Below are 23683 nucleotides of genomic sequence, written 5' to 3' on the forward strand. Positions count from 1 at the left end.
ATGCGAAAGTTGACTGCGGTGCTTATTTCAGGGGCAGTGGGTATGTTGGCGCTGACCAGCGCCCATGTGTACGCGGACTCCAGCTGTGACACGGTGAAGATGGCCGATCCAGGCTGGAGCGATATCGCCGCCACCAATGCCATCACCGGTTTTTTGCTGAATGGCATTGGCTATAAGGCCAAGGTCGACACCCTGGCGGTGCCGATTACATTTGGCGGGCTCAAGGATGGCCAGGTCGATGTGTTCATGGGCAACTGGATGCCGGCGCAGCAGGGCTTCTATGACAAGTTCGTCGCCAATGGCGACGTGGTGCAACTGGCGAAAAACCTCGAAGGCACCGAGTTCACCCTGGCCGTGCCGGATTACGTGTGGGACGCCGGGGTGCATGACTTTGCCGACTTGAACAAGTTTGCCGACAAGTTCGACAAAAAGATTTACGGCATCGGCTCCGGCGCGCCGGCGAATATTTCGCTGCAGGAGATCATCAAGAAGAACGACTTCGACCTGGGCCAGTGGAAGCTGATCGAGTCGAGTGAACAGGCGATGCTCGCCGAAGTGTCGCGGGCGGTGAAGAAACAGAAATTCGTCACCTTCCTCGGCTGGACGCCGCACCCGATGAACGTGCAGTTGAAAATGCATTACCTCAAGGGCGGCGAGAAGTACTTCGGTGACAAAGGCAGCGTGTTCACCCTGACCCGCAAGGGTTATGCACAGGCCTGCCCGAATGTCGGGAAGCTGCTGACCAACCTGACTTTCACCCAGGAAATGGAGAACAGCATCATGGCTGAGGTGGTGAATAAGAAGGTCAGGAATGCCGAGGCGGCCAAGGCGTGGATCAAGGCCAATCCGGCGGTGTTGGATAAGTGGCTCGACGGGGTAAAAACTGTGGATGGCCAGGATGCGTTGGCGGCTGTCAAAGCCAAACTCTAACCCCCGAAATCGATCCTTTTTGGGAACTGGCTTTTGTGGGAGCTGGCTTGCCTGCGATGCAGACAACGTGGTCTGTCAGTCAGACCTAGGTGATGCTATCGCAGGCAAGCCAGCTCCCACAGGTACCGGTATGTGCTGATACCCTGAGCTAACCTTTTCGACCGAGTTTGCGATGCCCCGGCCCAACCGCCACACACTCTTTCCTTTCCTCGCCTGGCTACCGCGCCAAACCCGCGCCAGCGTCGGCCGGGATGCGATGGTCGGCCTCAGTGGCGCCGTGCTCGCGCTGCCGCAGTCGATTGCCTACGCGCTGATCGCCGGTCTCCCACCGGAATACGGCCTGTACGCTGCCATCATCCCGGTGCTGATCGCCTGCCTTTGGGGTTCCTCCTGGCACCTGATCTGCGGCCCGACAGCCGCGATTTCCATCGTGCTCTACGCCAGCGTCAGCCCCTTGGCCGTGCCGGGGTCACAGGACTACATCACGCTGATCCTGCTGCTGACATTTCTCGCCGGGGTTTTCCAGTGGCTGTTGGGCATGCTGCGCTTCGGCGCGCTGGTGAATTTCGTCTCGCACTCGGTGGTGCTCGGGTTCACCCTGGGTGCTGCCGTGGTGATTGCCTTGGGGCAGTTGCCCAACTTGCTCGGGCTGGATCTGCCCAGCCAGGCCACGGCGATCAACAGCCTGCTGGCGCTGATCAACCACAGTGGCGAGTGGGACCACGCCTCTCTCGCTTTGGGGCTGGGCACCTTATTGATGGGCGCGTTGCTCAAATACTGGGTGCCACGCTGGCCGACGCTGTTGATCGCCCTGGCCCTGGGCAGCCTGGTGGCCTGGCTGTGGCCGGCGATGTTCGGGCACGTGGCGCAGGTCAGTTCGTTTGTGGGCAAGCTGCCGCCGTTCAGCCCGTTGCCGATGGACCTGGATACGCTGCTGCGTTTGCTGCCGAGTGCGGTGGCGGTGGGTATGCTGGGGCTGGTCACCAGCCTGTCGATTGCGCGCTCGCTGTCGGCGCGCTCGCAGCAATTGCTGGATGCCAACCAGGAAGTCCGCGCGCAGGGTTTATCCAATATCGTTGGCGGATTTTTTTCCGGCTACTTGTCAGCCGGATCCTTTACCCGCTCGGGCTTAAGCTACGAGGCGGGCGCCTGCTCACCCTTGGCCGGGGTGTTTTCTGCGCTGTGGGTGGCTTTATTCGCACTGTTTGGTGCGGCGTTGATCGCGCATATCCCGATCCCGAGCATGGCCGCGAGCATCCTGCTGATCTGCTGGGGCCTGGTGGATTACCGCGGTATTCGCGCACTGTTCCGCGTCAGCCGCGCCGAGTTTGTGGTGATGAGCCTGACGTGCGTCGCCACCTTGCTGCTGGAGCTGCAAACGGCAATCTATGCCGGGGTGCTGGCCTCGTTGTTTTTCTACCTCAAGCGCACCTCGCAACCGCGCGTGCAGCAGTGGCGCGATGGTGACGAAGATGTGTTGCGGGTCGGCGGCTCGATCTTTTTTGGCGCCAGCCATTACCTGCAGGTGCGGCTGCAGAGCTTGCAGGGCGAGCGGGTGGTGATCGAGGCGCAGCAGATCAACTTTATCGACTATTCGGGGGTGGAGATGCTGCATCAGGAGGCGCGGCGGTTGAAGGGGTTGGGGCGTAGCCTGACGTTGCGCGGGGCCAGACCGCAGGTCGTGGAAGAATTAAAGAAATTGGAAGGGGCCGACAAATGCCCTATCCATTTTGAAGACTGAATGCGGTTAAACCTGTGGGAGCTGGCTTGCCTGCGATAGCGGTGGGTCAGCCAACAAATTTGTATCTGACACACCGCTATCGCAGGCAAGCCAGCTCCCACACTGACTGTGCCCACATTTGCTTTGTATTAAGCCAACTGCCGCCGTAGCTCAGCCAACACCGGCGCCGAGTCCGGGCGCACACCGCGCCACAGGAAGAACGCTTCCGCCGCCTGCTCCACGAGCATGCCCAAACCATCCATCGCCACCGCTGCGCCCTGCTCTGAAGCCCAACGGCAAAACGCGGTGGGTTCTTTGGCGTACATCATGTCGTAGCAGAACGTCTTACCCGGTTCGATCAGGCTGCCGGCAATCGGCGGTACATCGCCTGACAGGCTGGCGGACGTGGCATTGATGATCACGTCCACCGGCTCACGCAGCCAGTCGAAACCGCTGGCAGACACCGGGCCCAGGTCGTCGAACAGCTCGGCGAGCAATTCGGCTTTTTCCACGGTGCGGTTGGCGATGATCAGCGACGCTGGTTGCTCGGCCAGCAAGGGCTCCAACGCCCCGCGTACCGCGCCACCGGCACCGAGCAGCAGGATGCGTTTGCCTTGCAGGCTTAACCCGGCATTCACCGTCAGGTCACGCACCAGGCCGGCGCCGTCGGTGTTATCGCCCAGCAACGTGCCGTCGACCAGCTTGCTCAGGGTGTTCACCGCCCCGGCCCGCTGGGCACGTTCGGTCAGGCTGTTGGCCAGGCGGTAGGCGTCTTCCTTGAACGGTACGGTGACATTGGCGCCACGGCCTTGCTGAAAAAACTCACGGGCACAGCCGGTGAAATCCTCCAGCGGCGCCAGCAAGGTGCTGTAGTCCAGTTGCTCGCCGGTCTGCTCGGCAAACATACGGTGGATCAACGGCGACTTGCTGTGGCCGATGGGGTTGCCGAACACGACATAACGATCCATCAGACCGCCGCCTTGGGCGCGGCAATGCCGAGCCAGTCGCGGTCTTGCAGGAAGTAATCGGTGAGGCGCGCTTCTTCGCTGCCGGCCTCGGCTTTCCAGTCGTAGCTCCAGCGCACTTGCGGCGGCAGCGACATCAGGATCGACTCGGTGCGCCCGCCCGACTGCAGGCCAAACAGGGTGCCACGGTCATAGACGAGGTTGAACTCGACATAGCGCCCACGGCGGAACTCCTGGAATTGACGCTGCTGCTCGGTGTACGCCATGGCCTTGCGGCGCTGCACGATTGGCAGGTAGGCGTCGATGTAGGCGTCGCCGATGGCGCGGATGAAGGCGAAGCAGGTGTCGAAGCCCCACTCGTTCAAGTCATCGAAGAACAGGCCGCCGATGCCGCGAGGTTCGTTACGGTGCTTGATATGGAAGTAGGTGTCGCACCACGCCTTGTAGCGCGCGTACACGTCCGGCCCGAACGGCGCACAGGCCTGCTCGGCCACGCGGTGCCAGTGGATGCAGTCTTCTTCGTTGCCGTAGTAGGGCGTGAGGTCGAAGCCGCCGCCGAACCACCACACCGGTTCTTCGCCTTCTTTTTCGGCGATGAAAAAGCGCACGTTGGCGTGGGACGTCGGCACATGCGGGTTGTGCGGGTGGATCACCAGCGATACGCCCAAGGCCTCAAAGCCGCGACCGGCCAGCTCAGGGCGATGCGCACTGGCCGACGGTGGCAGGCCGCTGCCGAACACGTGGGAAAAGTTAACGCCGCCTTTTTCGATCACCGTGCCGTTTTCAATTACACGGGTGCGACCGCCACCGCCGGCAGGCCGGGTCCAGGCGTCTTCGATAAAGCGAGTGTCCGTCTCGAAGGTTTCCAGGGCGCTGCAAATGCGGTCTTGCAGGTCGAGCAGGTAGGCTTTAACAGCCTCGGTGCGAGTAGTCATGGCATCACCTTGAATCGGGCAAAGCTACGCGAGGCCATTGGGCGTCGGCGGCAAATGGGCGCACAGGATACCACCGCACTCCATGCTGCCGCAGTTGACGAAGATCAAGCATAGGAGTGGGATAGAGGGCTACGCGAATTCGACCTCAGGAGAAGTGCAGATGGCCAAACGTATCCAGTTCAGCGCCCATGGCGGCCCCGAAGTGCTTGAGTATGTGGACTACACGCCGGCAGAGCCTGGCCCGCAGCAGGTTCGCGTGCGTAACGAGGCCATTGGCCTGAACTTCATCGACACCTATTTCCGCAGCGGTCTGTATGCACCGCCAGCGCTGCCTTCGGGCCTGGGCGCAGAGGGCGCGGGTGTGGTCGACGCGGTGGGCAGCGAAGTCACGCAATTCAAAGTGGGCGACCGTGTGGCCTACGGCAGCGGCCCGCTGGGTGCCTACAGCGAGTTGCACACATTGCCCGCCGCCAACCTGGTGCATCTGCCGGACGACATCAGCTTCGAACAAGCCGCTGGCGCCATGCTCAAGGGCCTGACCGTGCAGTACCTGCTGCGCCAGACCTACGAATTGAAGGGCGGCGAAACCATTCTGTTCCACGCTGCTGCCGGTGGCGTGGGTTCGCTGGCCTGCCAATGGGCCAAGGCCTTGGGCGTGAAGTTGATCGGCACCGTGAGTTCGCCGGAAAAGGCAGCACTGGCCAAATCCCTCGGCGCCTGGGAAACCATCGATTACAGCAAGGAAAACGTCGCACAACGCGTACTGGAACTGACCGACGGTAAAAAGGTGCCGGTGGTGTACGACGGCGTCGGCAAAGACACCTGGCTGACTTCGCTGGACAGCGTTGCGCCGCGTGGGCTGGTGGTGAGTTTCGGGAATGCGTCGGGCGCGGTGGATGGCGTAAACCTGGGGATTCTGGCGGCGAAGGGCTCGCTGTATGTCACGCGGCCGACCTTGGCGACCTATGCCAGCAACCCGAAAAACTTGCAGGCGATGGCGGATGACCTGTTCTCGATGATCAAGAGCGGCAAGGTGCGCATTGATATCAACCAGCGGTTTTCGCTGGCGGACGCGGCGAAGGCGCAGACTGAGTTGTCGGGGCGGCGGACGACGGGGTCGACTATTTTGTTGCCATAAGGCGGTAGATCTCTTGAGGTTGTAAGGGCCTCATCGCGGGCAGGCCCGGCTCCCACATTTTGATCGCATTTCCCTGTGGGAGCCGGGCTTGCCCGCGATGGCCGCACCTCGGTCTCAGGACGGCCGCACCACCTCACCCGTCGCCAAATCGCGAATCAGGCTTGGGTTCTTGCGCCCACCCAGGGCACCACCCAGCACCCGATCCACCTGGCCGCGGAAATACTGCTCCACGCGAAGCCGCGTACGCGCAGCCGGGCGGCCCTGCGGGTTGGCCGAGGTGGAAATCAGCGGCCCCACCAACGAACACAAATCCCGCACCAGCGGATGGTCGCTCACCCGCAACGCCACCGTGTCATGCACACCTGTGACCCATGCAGGCAGCAAGTCCTGATGCGGCACCAGCCAGGTGTTCGGCCCAGGCCAGGTACTGGCCATGCGCTCGATCCAGGCGTCCGGGAAGTCTTCAAAGAGAAAATCGAACTGGCGAATGTTATCCGCCACCAGGATCAGGCCCTTGTCCACTGACCGATTCTTGATCGCCAGCAGCCGGTCCACCGCTTCTTCGTTCCACGGGTCGCAGCCCAGGCCCCAGACCGCCTCGGTCGGATAGGCGATCACCGCGCCTGCGCGAATTTCTCGTGCGGTTTCCAGCACACGCCACCTGTTGACCATTGCTCACTCTCCGGACTAAAGCTCTGCGCAGTTTACCGATCTTCTTTACAAAACCTAGCAGCGCGCGAGCCAGCGCCCGCTTTCGCAGATCACTTGGCCTTCCAGCTCAAGCTCGGTCAGTGTAGCCAGCACGTGGGACAAAGGCCGACCGCTGGCAATCGCCAAGGCCTCGCTGGTATGCGGCGCCGCGTGCAGCAGCGCCACCAGTGGGTGAGTCACTGGCATCGGCGTCGGGCGGGACAGGGCCTGCCAGCCGCGCAAGCCTTCCAGAATATGCTCGATGGATTCCACCAGCGTCGCGCCATCGCGGATCAACTGATGGCAACCCTTGGCGCCTGGGTGATGAATGGAGCCCGGAATCGCATACACCTCGCGCCCTTGCTCGGCCGCCAGCCGCGCGGTGATCAGCGAACCGCTGGCCATGCTGGCTTCCACCACCAGCACGCCCAGTGAGAGGCCACTGATGATTCGGTTGCGCCGGGGGAAGTTAGCCGCCTGGGGTGCGGCGTTCAGCGGAAACTCGGAAACCACCGCGCTGCCCTGGGCAATCATCGCCGCTGCGAGCCGTCGGTGCCGCTGTGGATAAAAGTTTTCCAGCCCGGTGCCGAGCACGCCGATTGTCTGGCCGCCAACATCCAGCGCTGCCTGGTGCGCCGCGCCATCGATACCCAACGCGAGGCCACTGGTGATGACGAAACCGGCACTCGCCAAAGCGCGGGAAAAGGCCGCGGCGGTGTCCATGCCAGGGCGGGATGCACGGCGGCTGCCGACCATGGCCAACTGCGGTTTTTCCAGGATTTTCGGGTCGCCAGCGACGAACAATAACGGTGGTGCGTCGTCGATCTGGGCGAGCAGTGCCGGGTACTCAGGTTGGTCCCACATCAGCAAATGCTGGGCCGGCTGCTCCAACCACGCCAATGTTTCACCGGCAGCGTCACGTATTTCGGGGCTGCGCCGGGCATCGGCGCTGATGGCCGGCAACCCGAGGGAACGCCAGGCGCTGGCGGGGGCGCTGATGGCCTTTGAGGCCGAGCCGAACGCGTCGATCAATACACGAAAACGCTTGGGACCCAGTTCCGGCAGCCTGTGCAAGCGTAGCCGAGCTTCCAGTTCTGACGGGGAAATTTCACTGCTGTTTATCGGATACATTTGATCATCCTTGACCGGAACAAGCTGTGGATAACTCTGTTGGTAACTTATTTAGCAGGCTATTTATTGTGTTTGTCGGGCAGTCTCGAATCGGTCCTCAACGGCGAGTGCGCGTGAGGCACTGAGCACCAGGCCATAACTGAGCTTTTCATAGGTGCGAAACACCAGCAGCGTGCCGGCGCGCTCATCCGGGAGCGTGGTGTGCGCACCCGTGAGGGTGTCGCGTACGGTGGCGCCGGCCTTGATCACCGTGAGCAATTGGCCTTCGACCAAGCCATCACGACGGCCCTTGTTCAGGGTCACGGCGTCCAATACGCCGATCTGGGTGACGCCTTTGGGCACATCGATGATGTGCCCTTCTATGAAGGGCCCAGGCTTCAGGCTGGCCTGTTCAACGGGTGGTTCGGCACGCAACAGGCGGTCACCTGGCCGGATTTCCTGGGTGACCCGCTGCACCGCAAGGGTGGAAACATCGCCCGCCATCACAAAGCGTGCAGTGCCAACGTCGTCGGCGTTTATGCCCAGCACCTCTTGGGTTTGAGGGTCGGTGTAGGCCTTACCGCGTCGAAAGATCCCGTAGCTTGGCTGGGTCGGATCCAAGATGCCCCTGGCATACACGCGCTCGCCGTTGGCGCCCAACACTCGGCCCGCGTCGGCCGCGACAATGTAAGGCGCGTTATCCAGGTCCTGGGCTGAATCGAGAATGCGGTTGTGCAGTAAAAAGTGCTGGATGGCCTGTTGCGTCGCGTGTTCCAGACGCTGGCCGGGCGGCGCAATCATGGCCAGGGTGAGCGGCGCCCACAGCAGCAAGACGAGTAGCGATTTCCTCATGGGGTGAATCTCCTTTATTATGTGCGTTCGCGTGAAATGCCATAGCCTTCGCGGCTTTCGAACCTTTCACACCGGCTGCCTGGGTCCATCCCACCGCCGATTTGCCTCTACCTCACATGTGCAGCAATTACGCTTATGGCTATTTTGAACATCCTCGAATTTCCCGACTCGCGCCTGCGCACGATCGCCAAACCGGTGGCCGTAGTGGACGACAAGGTTCGTCAGTTGGTCGATGACATGTTTGAAACAATGTATGAAGCCCCGGGCATCGGCCTTGCCGCCACCCAGGTCAACGTGCATCAACGCGTCGTGGTCATGGACCTGTCGGAAGATCGCAGCGAACCCCGGGTGTTTATCAACCCCGAGTTCGAACCGCTGACCGACGAGATGGGCGAATACCAGGAAGGCTGCCTGTCGGTGCCGGAGTTCTACGAGAACGTCGAGCGCCCGCTGCGCGTGAAGATCAAGGCGCTGGACCGTGATGGCAAGCCGTACGAGCTGATCGCCGATGGCCTGCTCGCCGTGTGCATCCAGCACGAGTGCGACCACCTCAACGGCAAGCTGTTTGTTGATTACCTGTCCACGCTTAAACGCGACCGGATCAAGAAGAAGCTGGAAAAAAAGCATCGCCAGCAAGCTTGATGCCCTTCTTCCAAAGGCTTGCTGCGGCAAGCCTTTTTCTTTTGTGACTGTTTTTAACCGAGAACTCCCATGACCGAGCCACTGCGCATTGTTTTTGCCGGCACGCCTGAATTTGCCGCCGAACACCTCAAGGCCCTGCTTGCCAGCCCTTATGACATCGTCGCGGTGTACACCCAGCCGGACCGCCCGGCCGGTCGCGGGCAAAAACTGATGCCAAGCCCGGTCAAGCAGTTGGCGCTTGAACACAACATTCAGGTGCTGCAACCACCGACCCTGCGCAACGCCGAGGCCCAGGCCGAACTGGCCGCGTTGAAGCCGGACCTGCTGGTGGTGGTGGCTTATGGCTTGATCCTGCCGCAAGCGGTGCTGGATATCCCACGTTTGGGCTGCATCAACAGCCACGCGTCGCTGCTGCCACGCTGGCGCGGTGCGGCGCCGATCCAACGCGCCGTAGAAGCCGGTGACAGCGAAAGCGGTGTGACCGTGATGCGCATGGAGGCGGGTCTGGACACCGGCCCGATGCTGCTTAAAGTCACCACCCCGATCACCGCCGAAGACACCGGCGGCAGCCTGCACGACCGCCTCGCCGAGCTGGGCCCGCCTGCCGTGGTGCAAGCCATCGCCGGCCTGGCTGCCGGCACACTGGACGGCGAAGTGCAGGACGACAGCCTGGCCACTTACGCTCACAAACTGAACAAAGACGAAGCGCGCATCGACTGGAGCCGCCCGGCCGTAGAGCTGGAGCGCCTGGTACGTGCCTTCAACCCGTGGCCGATCTGCCACAGCACGCTCAGCGGCGAAGCCTTGAAAGTGCTGGCCGCCACCTTGGCCGACGGCAAAGGCGCCCCCGGTGAAATCATCGGCGCCAGCAAGGAAGGCTTGTTGGTCGCCTGCGGTGAGCAGGCGCTGTGCCTGACGCGTCTGCAATTGCCCGGCGGCAAAGCGCTGAATTTCAGCGATTTGTTCAACAGCCGCCGTGAGAAATTTGCCCTGGGCACGGTTCTCGGGGCGCTCGCTCAATGAACCCGCGTCTGGCCGCCGCCAAGGCTCTCGCCGCCGTCCTCAACGGCAAGGCTTCGCTGAACAGTTCACTGCCGACCCAGCTGGATAAGGTCGAAGACCGTGATCGCGGTTTCACCCAGGATTTGGCCTTTGGCACCGCCCGCTGGCAGCCGCGCTTGTCGGCCCTGGCGGCCAAGTTGCTGCAAAAGCCGTTCAAGGCGGCCGATGCCGATGTGGAGGCGCTGCTGCTGGTCGGCCTCTATCAACTGCTCTACACCCGCGTGCCGGCCCACGCTGCTATCGGCGAAACCGTGGGTTGCGCCGACAAGCTGAAAAAGCCCTGGGCCAAGGCGCTGCTCAACGCTGTGCTGCGTCGTGCCCAGCGCGAGAGCGAAGCGCTGCTGGCGGAACTGGAACATGACCCGGTGGTGCGCACCGCCCACCCGCGCTGGCTGCAAAAGTCGTTGAAAGCCTTCTGGCCTGAGCAATGGGAAGCCATTTGCGCCGCCAACAATGCGCATCCGCCGATGATTCTGCGGGTTAACCGTCGCCATCACAGCCGTGACGCCTATCTGCAATTGCTCACCGAGGCCGGCATCAACGCCACGCCGTGCGTGTTCAGCGTTGACGGCATCGTGCTCGAAGCGGCCACCGACGTGCGCGCCTTGCCGGGTTTTGCCGAAGGTTGGATCAGCGTGCAGGACGAAGCCGCGCAACTGGCCGCCGACCTGCTCGACCTGGCGCCCGGCCAGCGCGTGCTTGACGCCTGCTGCGCGCCGGGCGGTAAGACCTGTCACATTCTGGAAGTCGAAAAAGACCTCGCGGGGGTAGTCGCCGTCGACCTGGAAGCCAAGCGCCTGGTGCGCGTGCGCGAAAACCTCGCCCGCCTGGGCCTGAGCGCCGAGCTGATCGCCGCCGACGGTCGCGACACCGCCACCTGGTGGGACGGCAAACCCTTCCAGCGCATTCTGCTCGACGCGCCATGCTCCGCCACGGGTGTGATTCGCCGCCACCCGGACATCAAGCTGACCCGCCAACCCGACGACATCGCCGCCCTGGCCGTGCTGCAAGGCGAGCTGCTCGACGCCTTGTGGCCAACCCTGGAAGTCGGCGGCATCCTGCTTTACGCCACCTGCTCGACCTTGCCTACTGAGAACACCGAGGTGATCGAAGCCTTCCTCGCCCGCACCAGCGGCGCGCGAGAGCTGGACCTGGCCACGGCGGCCGGCATCAAGCAGCCCCATGGCCGCCAGCTGCTGGCACAGGAAGGCGGACACGATGGCTTCTACTACGCCAAACTGATCAAGATTGCCGCCGCACGCGGCTGAACGGGTTTAAGGGAGTGACCGGATGAAAATCATCATCCTTGGGGCAGGGCAGGTCGGCGGTACGCTGGCCGAGCATTTGGCCAGCGAAGCCAACGACATCACCGTGGTCGACACCGATGCCGAACGCCTGCGCAACCTCGGCGACCGCCTGGATATCCGCACCGTGCAAGGCCGCGCGTCGTTCCCGACGGTGCTGCGCCAGGCCGGTGCCGACGACGCCGACATGCTGGTCGCCGTCACCAACAGTGACGAGACCAATATGGTCGCCTGCCAGGTCGCTCACACCCTGTTCCACACCCCGACCAAAATCGCCCGCGTGCGTGAGGCGGCTTACCTGACCCGTGCCGGGCTTTTCGACAACGATGCGATTCCAGTCGACGTGTTGATCAGCCCCGAGCAAGTGGTGACCCACTACATCAAGCGCCTGATCGAGATTCCCGGCGCCTTGCAGGTGATCGACTTTGCCGAGGGCAAAGCGCAATTGGTGGCAGTAAAGGCCTATTACGGCGGCCCGCTGGTCGGCCAGCAACTGCGCCAGCTGCGCGAGCACATGCCGAATGTGGAAACCCGCGTGGCGGCGATTTTCCGTCGCGACCGGCCGATCCTGCCCCAGGGCGATACCGTGATCGAAGCCGACGACGAAGTATTTTTCATCGCGGCAAAGGCGAATATTCGCGCAGTGATGAGCGAAATGCGCCGGCTGGATGAGACCTACAAGCGCATCGTCATCGCCGGTGGTGGGCAGATCGGCGAACGCTTGGCCGAGGCCATCGAAAGCCGCTATCAGGTGAAGATCATCGAGATGAGCCCGGCGCGCTGCCGGCATTTGTCCGACACCCTCGACAGCACCGTCGTACTGCAAGGCAGCGCGTCTGACCGCGACCTGCTGATGGAAGAGAACATTGCCGACGCCGATATCTTCCTGGCGCTGACCAACGATGACGAGGCCAACATCATGTCCTCGCTGCTGGCCAAGCGGCTGGGGGCAAAGAAGGTGATGACCATCATCAACAACCCGGCCTACGTCGACCTGATCCAGGGCGGCGATATCGACATTGCTATCAGCCCGCAGCTGGCGACCATCGGCACGTTGCTCGCCCATGTGCGCCGTGGCGATATCGTCAGCGTGCACTCACTGCGCCGTGGCGCGGCCGAAGCCATCGAGGCGATTGCCCATGGTGACTCGAAGTCGAGCAAGGTGATCGGCAAGGCGATCCGGGATATCGGCCTGCCGCCGGGCACCACCATCGGCGCGATCATTCGTGATGAAGAAGTGCTGATCGCCCACGACGACACGGTGATCGCCACGGGCGACCATGTGATTCTGTTTCTGGTGGATAAAAAACATATCCGCGATGTGGAGAAGCTGTTCCACGTGGGCTTGAGTTTCTTCTGATAAAAAATTCAGGTGAGCCTGCCGCCGTCATCGCGGGCAAGCCCGCTCCCACAGGTGATCGCGTTTCTACTGTGGAAACCCTGCACAGATAAAGGACTCACAGCCATGCTCGAATCCCTGGAAAAAATGCTCGCCAAGGGTGTGGATAATTCATTGCTGCGCTTTGGCTTGGGCAAGGGTTATCTGGACCTGAAGGACAACGCCAAGGCGGCGGAGCATTTGCACAGATGCGTTGAGTTCGACCCGAAGTATTCGGCGGCGTGGAAGTTGTTGGGCAAGGCGCAGCTGGGGTTGGGTGATCAAGCTGCGGCGCGGCATGCGTGGGAGAGGGGCATAGAAGCGGCCCTGGCCCATGGCGACAAGCAGGCCGAAAAAGAGATGACGGTGTTCCTGAAAAAGCTCGACCGCCAGGGGTAAAGTAATCCCTGTGGGAGCTGGCTTGCCTGCGATGCAGACACCTCGGTGTATCAGTGATACCCAGGTGATGCTATCGCAGGCAAGCCAGCTCCCACATTAGATCTGCATTTATGATCGTTCCCACGCGGAGCGTGGGAACGATCACGTGGTCAGTACCAGCGCTCTTCACCCGGCGGGCGTTTCTTGAAGCGTTTCATGCTCCACATGTACTGGCTCGGGTAGGCGCCGACATAGCGCTCCACCACCTTGCTCATCGCCGCGCAGGACGTGGCGGTGTCGGTGCTGTACATGTCTTCCGGCGCCGCTTCCAAGATCACTTTGTAGCCTGAACCGTCAGGCAGCCGCAGCGCATGCAGGAACACACCGACCGCCTTGTGGCCGGCGAGCATGTTCGGCACAAACTTGCTGGTCAGCGCCTGGGTGGCGAAGAACGGCACGAAGATGCCTGCCGATTCCGCCGGCTCCGGGTCCGCGGGAATGCCTACCTGGCCACCTTTGCGCACTTCCTTGATCACGCTGAGGATGCCTTCCTTGGTGGAAGCCGCCACGCGGTTGCCCAGTTGCACACGCTGTTTTTGCAGCAACTCATCCACCGCCTTGAGCTTGGGTGGACGGTAAAAAATGATCGGTTTGCATTGGTTGCAGTAGAAGTGATTGAGCACTTCCCAGTTGCCCAAGTGGCTGGTGATGCCGACCACGCCTTTGCCCGAGGCCAAGGCTTCGTGCAGCACTTCCAGGCCTTCGACTTCGCGCACCAGGTCGATGGAGCGCTGGGCCGGCCAGATCCACGCGCAGGCGCTTTCGGTCAGGGACTTGCCGATGTCCATCAGGCTCTGGCCGACCAGGCGCTCGCGCGCGGCGGGGTCCATGTCCGGGAAGCATTTGGAGAGGTTGATCCGCACCGTCTCGCGGGAGCGGTTGGGGGTTTTCCACATGATCCAGCCAATCGCCGTGCCGACGGCTTGGACAGCGCGCCAGGGCAGTAGGGCAAATAACCGAAGAGCGCCTACCAGCAAGGCGCCTTTAAACTTTTCCACAGGTCACTCCTGATCGTGTGTGGTGCGCAAAGCGGGCATTCTAACCGGCGTTGGCCAAGTCCGCGTAACGGTCGCAGTCTTGGGTGTGGTCCATGACCATGCCGCTGGCCTGCATGAACGCGTAGCAAATGGTTGGGCCGACGAAGGTAAAACCGGCTTTTTTCAAGGCTTTGCTCATGGCTTCGGCCTCGGGCGTAATCGCCGGAACCTCGCTGCGATCCTTGAAGTGGTTGACCTTGGGCACGCCGCCAACAAACGACCAGAGCAAGCCCACCGGATCCTCCAGCGCCAGCCAGGCCGCGGCGTTGCGGCGGGTGGCGTTGAGCTTCAAGCGATTGCGCACGATGCCTGGGTCCTGCATCAGCGCTTCGATTTCAGCCTCGCTCAGTTGTGCCAGACGCTGTGCGTCAAAGCCGAACAAGACCTTTCGATAATGCTCGCGTTTGCGTAAAACGGTGATCCAGGACAGGCCCGCCTGGAACCCTTCGAGCAAAAGCAACTCGAACAGACCCTGCGCATCGCGCAGCGGCGTTCCCCACTCCTGATCGTGATAAGCCATGTACAGCGGATCTTCAGAACACCAAAAGCAGCGTGGCATAAGGCTCCAGGGAGTGGTGGCGGGGCCGAATCGGGTATACTCCCGCTCTTTAAATCGCAGCCCAAGTAACAGGTGAATTTCGTGAGCCAGCCTACGCCAGCCGTGCGTACCTTCCAAGACTTGATCCTCGCCCTCCAGCAATACTGGGCCGAGCAAGGTTGTGTGGTACTTCAGCCCTACGATATGGAAGTAGGCGCCGGCACTTTCCACACCGCTACATTCCTGCGGGCCATCGGCCCGGAAACCTGGAACGCCGCTTATGTGCAGCCCAGTCGTCGCCCGACTGACGGCCGCTACGGCGAAAACCCGAACCGTCTGCAGCACTACTACCAGTTCCAGGTGGTATTGAAGCCCAACCCGGACAACTTCCAGGAGCTGTACCTGGGCTCGCTGAAACATGTCGGCCTGGACCCACTGGTTCACGACATCCGTTTCGTCGAAGACAACTGGGAATCGCCAACCCTGGGCGCCTGGGGCCTGGGCTGGGAAGTCTGGCTCAACGGCATGGAAGTGACGCAGTTCACTTACTTCCAGCAAGCGGGCGGCATTGAGTGCTACCCGGTGACCGGCGAGATCACCTACGGCCTCGAGCGCCTGGCCATGTACCTGCAAGGCGTGGATTCGGTCTACGACCTGGTGTGGGCTGACGGCCCGTTCGGCAAAGTGACCTACGGCGATGTGTTCCACCAGAACGAAGTGGAGCAGTCCACTTACAACTTCGAACACGCCAACGTCGACAAGCTGTTCGAACTGTTCGACTTCTATGAAAGCGAAGCCAAGCGCCTGATCGAACTGGATCAGCCGCTACCGTTGCCAAGCTATGAAATGGTGTTGAAGGCATCCCACACCTTCAACCTGCTGGACGCCCGCCGTGCCATTTCGGTGACTGCGCGCCAGCAATACATCCTGCGTGTACGCACCCTGGCGCGTTCCGTCGCCCAAGCCTACCTGCTGGCTCGCGCCAAGCTGGGCTTCCCGATGGCAACCCCGGATTTGCGTGATGAAGTGTTGGCTAAGCTGGAGGCTGCACAATGAGTGCTCAAGATTTTTTGGTTGAACTGGGCACCGAAGAGCTGCCACCCAAGGCACTCAACACCCTAGCCGAGGCATTCCTGGCCGGTATCGAAAAAGGCCTGCACACAGCCGGCCTGAAGTTCGCTGCAAAGAAAGTCTATGCCGCGCCACGTCGCCTGGCCGTGTTGCTGACCGCGCTGGAAACCCAGCAGCCGGACCGCAGCATCAACCTCGACGGCCCACCGCGCCAGGCGGCTTTCGATGCAGAAGGCAACCCGACTCAAGCTGCCCTTGGCTTTGCCAAGAAGTGCGGCGTCGAGCTGAGCGAAATCGACCAGAGCGGCCCGAAACTGCGTTTCAGCCAGGTCATCACCGGCAAGCCGACAGCGAGCCTGTTGCCGACCATCGTTGAAGACTCCCTCAACGACCTGCCGATCCCCAAGCGCATGCGCTGGGGCGCTCGCAAAGAAGAATTCGTCCGCCCAACCCAATGGCTGGTGATGCTGCTCGGTGACCAGGTCATCGATTGCACCATCCTCGCCCAGAAGGCTGGCCGTGATTCCCGTGGTCACCGCTTCCATCACCCGCAAGCTGTGCGCATCACCTCGCCGGCCAACTATGCCGCCGACCTGCGTGCCGCTTACGTGTTGGCCGATGCCAATGAGCGTCGCGAGTTGATCAGCAAGCGCACCGAAGAGCTGGCCCGCCTGCAGGAAGGCACCGCCATCGTGCCGGCAAGCCTGCTCGACGAAGTGACCGCGCTGGTTGAATGGCCGGTGCCGCTGGTGTGCTCGTTCGAAGAGCGTTTCCTCGATGTGCCGCAAGAAGCCCTGATCACCACCATGCAGGACAACCAGAAGTATTTCTGCCTGCTGGACGTGGACGGCAAGTTGCTGCCGCGCTTCATCACCGTGGCCAACATCGAAAGCAAGGACCCGCAGCAGATCATCGCCGGTAACGAAAAAGTCGTTCGCCCGCGCCTGACTGACGCCGAGTTCTTCTTCAAGCAAGACAAGAAGCAGAAGCTCGAAGACTTCAACCTGCGCCTGCAAAACGTGGTGTTCCAGGAAAAACTCGGCAGCGTCTACGACAAGGCCGTGCGTGTTTCCAAGCTGGCCGCCTACATTGCGCCACGCATTGGCGGTGACGCTGCCTGGGCTGCCCGCGCGGGCCTGCTGTCCAAGTGCGACCTGGCCACCGAGATGGTCGGCGAGTTCCCGGAGATGCAAGGTGTTGCCGGTTACTACTACGCCCTCAACGACGGCGAGCCGGACGATGTCGCCCTGGCGCTGAACGAGCAGTACATGCCGCGCGGTGCCGGCGCTGAACTGCCAACCACCTTGACCGGTGCGGCCGTGGCCATCGCCGACAAGCTGGACACCCTTGTGGGTATCTTCGGTATCGGCATGTTGCCTACCGGCAGCAAAGACCCGTACGCCCTGCGCCGTGCCGCCCTGGGCGTGCTGCGCATCCTGATCGACAAGAAGCTTGACCTCGACCTGACCCAGGCCGTGGTGTTTGCGGTCGGCCAGTTCGGTGCCAAGGTCAAGCAATCCGGCCTGGCCGAGCAAGTACTCGAGTTCGTGTTCGACCGCCTGCGTGCGCGTTATGAAGACGAAGGCGTGGACGTTTCCGTCTACCTGTCGGTACGTGCCCTGCAACCGGGTTCGGCGCTGGACTTCGATCAGCGTGTGCAAGCCGTACAGGCCTTCCGCAAGCTGCCGGAAGCCGATGCCCTGGCCGCCGTGAACAAGCGCGTGTCGAACCTGCTGAGCAAGGCCGACAACCTCGGCAATGCCGAAGTCGACCCAGGCCTGTTTGCCGATGCCAAGGAGTTCTCGCTGAACTCGGCCATCGCCAAGGCAGAGAACGCAGTGAAGCCGCTGCTCGCCGAACGCAACTACGCCGAAGCACTGGCGCGCCTGGCCGCCTTGCGTGAGCCGGTGGATGCGTTCTTCGAAGCGGTAATGATCAATGCCGAAGATGCCGGCGTGCGGAAAAACCGCTACGCGATGCTGGCGCGTCTGCGCGGCTTGTTCATCAACATCGCTGACATTTCCGTACTGGGCTGATCATGTTGAAACTGCTGATTCTCGATCGGGACGGGGTGATCAATTACGACTCCGACGCTTACATCAAGTCGGTGGCGGAGTGGATTCCACTGCCCGGCTCGATCGAGGCCATCGCGCAGTTGAGCAAAGCCGGCTGGACGGTGGCCATCGCCACCAACCAGTCCGGCATCGCCCGCGGTTACTACGACATCGCTACCCTGGACGCCATGCACGCGCGCTTGCGCACGTTGGTGGCGGAACAGGGCGGTGAGGTGGGGCTGGTGGTGTACTGCCCCCACGGGCCGGATGAGGGCTGCGATTGCCGCAAACCCAAACCGGGGATGTTGAAAACCATTGCAGAACATTACAAGGTGCCCTTGGCTGGGCTATGGTTCGTCGGGGACAGCCTCGGTGACTTGGAGGCGGCCAAAGCCGTCGATTCTCAGCCAGTTTTGGTGAAGACCGGGAAAGGCGAAAAGACCCAGGCGAAGAACCTGCCGGTAGGCACTTTGATTTTTGACGATCTGGCGGCGGTTGCCGCAGAACTTATTAACAACTAGCCGCCCTCGACTTCCTGAACAAGGATTGCTCGGGAGTGCGCTTTTAACAGGCGGGCCGTGTCCCGCAACGGTAAATGCCGCCATGTCGATCTTGCAGGCCATCAGAACCTTTTTCTTTTACCTGCTGCTGGGCACCAGTTCGTTTCTCTGGTGCACCCTGAGCTTTTTTATTGCGCCGTTCCTGCCGTTCAAGGCGCGCTATCGCTTTATCAACGTCTATTGGTGCCGCTGCGCGTTGTGGCTGACCAAGGTGTTCCTGAACATTCGTTTCGAGATCAAGGGCGCTGAAAACGTCCCGGACCAGCCCTGCGTGATTCTGTCGAACCACCAGAGCACCTGGGAAACGTTTTTCCTCTCGGCCTATTTTTCGCCCCTGAGCCAAGTTCTCAAGCGTGAATTGTTGTACGTGCCGTTCTTCGGCTGGGCAATGGCCATGCTGCGGCCGATCGCCATTGACCGTGACAACCCGAAGGCAGCGCTCAAGCACGTGGCCAAGAAAGGTGATGAGCTGCTCAAGGACGGTGTGTGGGTGTTGATCTTCCCGGAAGGCACTCGCGTACCGTTCGGCACTGTCGGCAAATTCTCGCGGGGAGGTACGGCCTTGGCGGTCAACGCTCATCTGCCTGTGCTGCCGATTGCCCACAACGCCGGCAAGTTCTGGCCAAAGACCGGATGGGCAAAACGCGAAGGCACTATCACCGTGGTGATCGGCGAGCCGATGTATGCCGAGGGCGAAGGGCCACGAGCGATTGCCGCACTGAATGACCGCGCCCAGGCATGGAATGAAGCCCAGCAACGGGCCATGGGTTCGCTGCCGCCAGAGCCGGTTGTGGTAGATACGCCAGTGATTTGAGCATCTGTGGATAACCTGTGTACGGTTTGTTGGCGAATCGCCTTTTTTGATTCATAAATTACTGATTTACCTACATATTTCTTGAGCTCATAAAATCTGGAAAAACGTGCATAAGTTTTTTCAGCATTAAAAAACCGGTCCTTGTGACCGGTTTTTTATGCACAGCAGAAAAGTACGTTTTCAGCAGTCATCCAGCAGCGGCAATTGCACGCTGAACGTGGTGCCTTTGCCCACCACGCTTTCGCAGCAAATGCGCCCGCCGTGGCGTTCGACAACCGCCTTGACCATGGTCAACCCCAAACCCAATCCCTCGCTGCCCTGGGCAGAATCGAAGCGCCGGTACTGGCTGAACAGCTCAGGCAAATCCGCCGCCGCGATCCCCGGGCCCTGGTCGCTGATGCGACATTCCAACCAGCCCTGGCTGCTGCTGTGCCGCAACCTGACCGTGGTACCGGACGGTGAATACTTGATCGCGTTTTCCAGCACATTGAACAAGGCACGCGTCAGCAGCGACTGATCCGCAGAGACCATGCCCTCATCGGCTTCGTCCAAGTCATGGACCAAGTGGATCCCCTTGAGCTGAGCGACCACCGCCACCTGGTCGAACGCATCCATCACCAGCATGGCAAACAGGGTTGGCTGGAACTGGTAGCCGTCCGCCTCGGCCTTTGCCAGTTGCACGAAGGATTCGGTCAGGTTCAAGGCGCGTCGTACTTGCTGTTCAATCTGGGCAAATACCGGCGACTCACTATTGTGTACATCCAGGATGGCAAGGATTGCCGAGTGCGGCGCGCGCAGGTCATGGGAGAGAAAGCGCAGCATGGTTTCGCGGTGTTGCTGGGCGTCGCGCTCCTTGCTCAGGTCGGTGAGGCTCAGTAGCCAACCCAGGGCGACGTCGCCTTCAGCCGGGAGCAACGGCGCAAGCTCCATACGCAGGCTGCGTTGGTGGATGTCGCGGAACTCGATCAGCTCCAGCGCCGAGAGAGCAGGGCGCACGCCATTGTGCAGGGGCGGGTATCCCAGGTCCGCCAACTGCTCCTGCAGGTTTTGGCCGACCAGCTCATTGCCGAATATCTCGCGAGAAATTCGGTTGGCCAACAGGATGTTGCCTTTGGGATCGGTGATCAGCGTCGCCACCGGCAAGCACTCGAGACCATCGGCCATAAAGCGCCGAGTATCCCGGGTGCGACTCACGGCCTGCTCCAGGGCAAAGATCCTCCCCTGCAACACATCGCCCTTGCTGGCCGGTGCGCGCCGCCGTTCGGGGAGCACTTTAGGTTCGTTATCCAGGCGCGCCAGCTCCCAGCCGAAATAGGCGAGCACCACGCTCAAACGGCGCCAGTTCCAGATCAGGTAACTAAGCAGCAGTCCAATCAGGCACGCGGCAGGCGACCACCAGTGGCCCAACCGCAATAGGGCCCATGCACCCAGCAGCGCAGCGGCCATACAGCCCAGCGTCATCCACAGCGCGTACCGCGGACGGTACAGCAGCAAGCCAAGCAGCAACGCTACCAGAGAGGTAGCCATCACTGCCGCAAGCCAAGCGGGAATATCCACAATACTGCGCCCTTGCAGCAAGCCATTGAGCACATTGGCCTGGATCTCTAACCCGGCAGTGGTGCCAACGGTGGAGGAGAGTGGTGTTACAAAACGATCACCCATTCCCGAAGCGGTGGCTCCGACCAGTATCAGGCGGTTGCGCAGCTGTTCGGGTGGCACCTCACCGCTCAATACGCTGGCGTAGGACACACTGGGAAATTGAGTATGCGCGGCAATGAAAGGGATGCGTATGGCGTGCTCTCGATGCCAATGTTGACTGATCGGCTCCTGAGGCTCGCCAGGCATGGCGTCTGCTGCGCCACTCATTGTGTACGCCAGCCACGCGAGCTGGGGGGCCGTTGCATCAACAGGACCTTCACGCAGATACAAGCTACGCACCACACCGTCGCTGTCTGCTTCAACGTTGATATGACCAACGCCCTTGGCACATTTGAGCAACGGTTGCATCTGCTCATCGGGTTGGCTGTATCCGGCGCTTCCTTCACGCAGCAATGGCAACAATACATTTCCCGCGTTACACACGGCATCGGCCAGGCGTTTGTCATTGGCAGGGATGCCGGGCTCACTGAAGATCACGTCAAACAGGATACCCGCTGGTTGCGCGGCACTCAGTCGATCAATCAGGTCCGCATGCAAACTGCGGGGCCAGGGCCAGCGGCCGAGCTTCTTCAAGCTGGAGTCATCAATGGTTACCAGCAAGATGCGCGGATCTACGGGCAACGGCGTAAGCCGGCGCAGGCTGTCATACAAAGGGCTATTGAGCGCAAGGCCCGGGCTCAAGGACAGGTAGGCCGTGATCGGCAACAGCAATAAACCGATCCATAACCACTCGCGTACCAGGCCATGGAACAAGCGTTGGGCATGGGTAGGTTGGCGTTTCTCGGCCTTGCCCCATAGCTTCATTGGTCAGCCGCCGGAAGCCTTGGCCAGGGTCGCAGGCGGGTAGTAGAAGATGTCATAGATCCCGGTTTCTCCTTCCAGGCCGTGCTCGTCGTAGGCCGACACACGCACGTGATAGAACGACGCTTTGAGGCCAGTGAAGCTCATTTTCGGCTCACTGGAAAAGTTTTCCTGCTGGATGTTCAAAAAGGTTTTATCGGTCGCTACTTGAGCACGATATCGCTGGGCGCCGGGCAGGGGCCGCAGGTACAAGCGCCAGACAGGGGCATCGCCTTTCTGCCCGTCCTGGCCGATAAGCGTGGGCGCGGGCAGCAGCTCCACGGGTTTGACGGCGCCTTGGCGCTTGAACAGCAAGCCCTGCCGCGCCCCTACCTTAACCTCACCTTGCACCGCCATTTCACGGTTGACCGCCACCTGCCCGTCGAGCACTTCAAGCACAGACTGTTCACCGTCGGTGCGCACCCGAAAGTGCGTCCCTCGTACACCCAGCACACCGATCGGTGTGACTATCTGGAAACGGTCGTAATCGCTGGGTCGCTTGATCACATACGTTTCGGCCTGGCCTTGTTCCAGAATGATTTGGGGAATGGATTGTTTCTGGACCAAATGCAACCGCACCTGGGACCCGGAAGGCAGTACCACCCGCGAACCATCACCGAGCAACAGACTGGCAAAACCCGACGCTGAGGTTTTCACGCCTTCCTGTTCATCAATACGCATGCCTTCCTGCAGCGGGCTCGCGTTGCCTTTGGCATCAAGCTTCCAGGCTTCCCCACTGAGATGCTGGACAACCGCCGGAAGCGGTAGCGCACGGCACAGCAGGTAATCGTCGATATAAGGCAGGTGCAGTTTCGCAGAAGCGCTTGCAGTAAAGGCCGCCAGAGTCAGAAGGGCGGACAGGGGTAGACGGCAGCGCATGTGTCGGCTGATCCTTTTACTTAAGGCCGGGAGCCGGTATCTTTCCCACATAGGTATCGCGGACATTAGTGGGTTACAGCCCTTTGATATCAGCGTACCGAGAGAGCCAAGGGGCCGTCGAATCCGACCACAATTATTCAGATTCGACAGCCGGCATCTGCGCAGTATGTGCCCTTTTTACCGGGCCGTCGGCTGCTGTATTTTTAGAAGAAAGGACCCACCCATGCGTGTCGCAATACTGGATGACGAACCCGCTGAACTGCGACGGGTGGAACAGACACTGCGACAAATCCCCAGCACGGCGGAACAACCCTGGTCCTTGCATTGCTTCGAGCGGGGCGAAGACCTGCTGCGCCAACTGCGTCGAGAAACCTTCGACCTGCTGATACTCGACTGGCAACTGCCGGATATCACCGGCATCGCGTTGCTGCGCTGGACCCGCGAACACATGGAGTCTCCGCCTGCTGTAATCATGCTCACCAGTCGAGATGCCGAGAGCGATATCGTCACAGCATTAAACAGCGGAGCGGATGATTATGTCAGCAAGCCCTTTCGTCCCAACGAGCTTAAGGCGCGGGTCACAGCAGTATTGCGGCGCCATGGCCTACAGAAATCTGCCACCCATGAAGTGCAAAGCTTCAACGACTTGACCTTCGATGATGCCGAGCTGACGGTGACCCGTGCCGGCAAACCGATCAATTTAACCGAGCGCGAATACCGGCTTGCCAGTTGCCTGTTTGCCAACCTGGCGCGGCCGTTATCGCGCGAGTATCTCTATGAGCGATTCTGGACCCACGAAGAAATGGTGTCATCGCGGCCTCTGGATACGCATATTTATCGCCTGCGCAACAAGCTTGGCCTGACTGCGGACCGTGGTTGGCAACTGTTGACCATCTACGGATATGGCTATCGGTTGGAAAGCGTTGCTGGGGCTACCCAACGTTAAAAACGTAGATGTTCCACGTGGAGCATTTGCAAATCGCTTGTACATCACGCGATGAAAATCAAATGAAGGCCTGCGGCGGTAATCTGGGACAGGCTAGGAATTCAAACCACCCAGGCGCTTG

The 23683-nt window shown here is 61.0% G+C and carries 22 protein-coding genes; 13 read left to right on the plus strand and 9 right to left on the minus strand.

Translation table 11 applies throughout. The features are described from left to right. Entirely contained in the window at positions 1 to 930 is a 930-nt protein-coding gene (gene choX / locus L8I05_RS13395; RefSeq protein ID WP_242169478.1) for a choline ABC transporter substrate-binding protein, read from the plus strand. Between the two features lie 172 nt (positions 931 to 1102). Continuing rightward, positions 1103 to 2671 carry a SulP family inorganic anion transporter gene (locus L8I05_RS13400; protein WP_242169481.1) on the plus strand — a complete coding sequence of 523 codons (1569 nt, stop codon included), beginning with the start codon at positions 1103 to 1105 and terminating at the stop codon, positions 2669 to 2671. 128 nt (positions 2672 to 2799) lie between these two features. On the opposite strand, the gene aroE is transcribed toward L8I05_RS13400, so the two are convergent. Next, on the minus strand, positions 2800 to 3618 hold the full coding sequence (aroE, locus tag L8I05_RS13405) for a shikimate dehydrogenase (protein ID WP_242169483.1): 819 nt from the start codon (positions 3616 to 3618) through the stop codon (positions 2800 to 2802). Continuing rightward, on the minus strand, positions 3618 to 4550 hold the full coding sequence (gene hemF / locus L8I05_RS13410) for an oxygen-dependent coproporphyrinogen oxidase (protein ID WP_177016788.1): 933 nt from the start codon (positions 4548 to 4550) through the stop codon (positions 3618 to 3620). Before hemF ends, aroE begins: the two co-directional genes overlap by 1 nt. Before the next feature lie 160 nt (positions 4551 to 4710). On the opposite strand from hemF, the gene L8I05_RS13415 reads away from it, so the two are divergent. After that, a complete protein-coding gene (locus L8I05_RS13415; protein ID WP_242169484.1) occupies positions 4711 to 5688 on the plus strand; it encodes an NADPH:quinone reductase in 978 nt (325 codons plus the stop codon). 114 nt (positions 5689 to 5802) lie between these two features. Here L8I05_RS13415 and L8I05_RS13420 read toward each other — a convergent pair whose 3' ends face one another. The 3 genes from L8I05_RS13420 to L8I05_RS13430 form a co-directional block, all read right to left on the minus strand. Then, positions 5803 to 6360 carry a Sua5/YciO/YrdC/YwlC family protein gene (locus L8I05_RS13420; RefSeq protein ID WP_242169487.1) on the minus strand — a complete coding sequence of 186 codons (558 nt, stop codon included), beginning with the start codon at positions 6358 to 6360 and terminating at the stop codon, positions 5803 to 5805. Between the two features lie 54 nt (positions 6361 to 6414). Next, a complete protein-coding gene (dprA, locus tag L8I05_RS13425; RefSeq protein ID WP_242169489.1) occupies positions 6415 to 7509 on the minus strand; it encodes a DNA-processing protein DprA in 1095 nt (364 codons plus the stop codon). A gap of 63 nt (positions 7510 to 7572) precedes the next feature. Beyond that, positions 7573 to 8340 carry a peptidoglycan-binding protein gene (locus tag L8I05_RS13430; protein WP_242169492.1) on the minus strand — a complete coding sequence of 256 codons (768 nt, stop codon included), beginning with the start codon at positions 8338 to 8340 and terminating at the stop codon, positions 7573 to 7575. A 135-nt stretch (positions 8341 to 8475) separates the two neighbouring features. Between L8I05_RS13430 and def the strand changes: the two genes are divergently transcribed. The 5 genes from def to L8I05_RS13455 all read left to right on the plus strand — a co-directional run bounded on the left by def (position 8476) and on the right by L8I05_RS13455 (position 13125). Next, complete coding sequence (gene def, locus L8I05_RS13435; protein WP_034101640.1) at positions 8476 to 8982, plus strand: peptide deformylase; 507 nt, start codon at positions 8476 to 8478, stop codon at positions 8980 to 8982. A gap of 69 nt (positions 8983 to 9051) precedes the next feature. Next, positions 9052 to 10005 carry a methionyl-tRNA formyltransferase gene (fmt, locus tag L8I05_RS13440; RefSeq protein ID WP_242169493.1) on the plus strand — a complete coding sequence of 318 codons (954 nt, stop codon included), beginning with the start codon at positions 9052 to 9054 and terminating at the stop codon, positions 10003 to 10005. Then, a complete protein-coding gene (gene rsmB / locus L8I05_RS13445; protein WP_242169495.1) occupies positions 10002 to 11312 on the plus strand; it encodes a 16S rRNA (cytosine(967)-C(5))-methyltransferase RsmB in 1311 nt (436 codons plus the stop codon). Before fmt ends, rsmB begins: the two co-directional genes overlap by 4 nt. A 22-nt stretch (positions 11313 to 11334) precedes the next feature. Beyond that, positions 11335 to 12708, plus strand: a complete 1374-nt coding sequence (trkA, locus tag L8I05_RS13450; protein ID WP_177016782.1) for a Trk system potassium transporter TrkA — start codon at positions 11335 to 11337, stop codon at positions 12706 to 12708. A gap of 105 nt (positions 12709 to 12813) precedes the next feature. Then, positions 12814 to 13125: a hypothetical protein gene (locus tag L8I05_RS13455; RefSeq protein ID WP_242169497.1), complete on the plus strand. Its 312-nt coding sequence runs from the start codon at positions 12814 to 12816 to the stop codon at positions 13123 to 13125. 149 nt (positions 13126 to 13274) lie between these two features. Here L8I05_RS13455 and L8I05_RS13460 read toward each other — a convergent pair whose 3' ends face one another. Both L8I05_RS13460 and tag read right to left on the minus strand, forming a co-directional pair. After that, positions 13275 to 14162, minus strand: a complete 888-nt coding sequence (locus L8I05_RS13460) for a lysophospholipid acyltransferase (RefSeq protein WP_242169499.1) — start codon at positions 14160 to 14162, stop codon at positions 13275 to 13277. A 40-nt stretch (positions 14163 to 14202) separates the two neighbouring features. After that, on the minus strand, positions 14203 to 14760 hold the full coding sequence (tag, locus tag L8I05_RS13465) for a DNA-3-methyladenine glycosylase I (protein ID WP_242169501.1): 558 nt from the start codon (positions 14758 to 14760) through the stop codon (positions 14203 to 14205). A gap of 81 nt (positions 14761 to 14841) precedes the next feature. Between tag and glyQ the strand changes: the two genes are divergently transcribed. From glyQ to L8I05_RS13485, 4 genes are all read left to right on the plus strand, one after another. Continuing rightward, complete coding sequence (glyQ, locus tag L8I05_RS13470) at positions 14842 to 15795, plus strand: glycine--tRNA ligase subunit alpha (RefSeq protein WP_003187265.1); 954 nt, start codon at positions 14842 to 14844, stop codon at positions 15793 to 15795. Beyond that, complete coding sequence (glyS, locus tag L8I05_RS13475; RefSeq protein ID WP_242169503.1) at positions 15792 to 17846, plus strand: glycine--tRNA ligase subunit beta; 2055 nt, start codon at positions 15792 to 15794, stop codon at positions 17844 to 17846. The genes glyQ and glyS overlap by 4 nt, the downstream gene beginning before the upstream one ends. After that, positions 17846 to 18385 (plus strand): D-glycero-beta-D-manno-heptose 1,7-bisphosphate 7-phosphatase, encoded by a 540-nt coding sequence (gene gmhB, locus L8I05_RS13480; RefSeq protein ID WP_174245652.1) that lies wholly within the window; start codon positions 17846 to 17848, stop codon positions 18383 to 18385. The genes glyS and gmhB overlap by 1 nt, the downstream gene beginning before the upstream one ends. 82 nt (positions 18386 to 18467) lie before the next feature. Next, positions 18468 to 19238 carry a lysophospholipid acyltransferase family protein gene (locus L8I05_RS13485; RefSeq protein WP_159953450.1) on the plus strand — a complete coding sequence of 257 codons (771 nt, stop codon included), beginning with the start codon at positions 18468 to 18470 and terminating at the stop codon, positions 19236 to 19238. 180 nt (positions 19239 to 19418) lie between these two features. Here L8I05_RS13485 and L8I05_RS13490 read toward each other — a convergent pair whose 3' ends face one another. Further along, the gene (locus tag L8I05_RS13490; RefSeq protein ID WP_242169505.1) at positions 19419 to 21701 is read right to left on the minus strand and encodes a CHASE2 and HATPase_c domain-containing protein; all 2283 of its coding nucleotides are present in this window, start codon (positions 21699 to 21701) and stop codon (positions 19419 to 19421) included. 3 nt (positions 21702 to 21704) lie between these two features. Beyond that, complete coding sequence (locus tag L8I05_RS13495; RefSeq protein ID WP_242169506.1) at positions 21705 to 22616, minus strand: FecR domain-containing protein; 912 nt, start codon at positions 22614 to 22616, stop codon at positions 21705 to 21707. Positions 22617 to 22839: 223 nt separating this feature from the next. Between L8I05_RS13495 and L8I05_RS13500 the strand changes: the two genes are divergently transcribed. Next, complete coding sequence (locus L8I05_RS13500; protein WP_159953448.1) at positions 22840 to 23562, plus strand: response regulator transcription factor; 723 nt, start codon at positions 22840 to 22842, stop codon at positions 23560 to 23562. Positions 23563 to 23683 lie beyond the last annotated feature (121 nt).

Source organism: Pseudomonas sp. MONT-RG-20F-20-E-7-02 (assembly GCF_022662395.1).
Taxonomy (GTDB): domain Bacteria; phylum Pseudomonadota; class Gammaproteobacteria; order Pseudomonadales; family Pseudomonadaceae; genus Aquipseudomonas.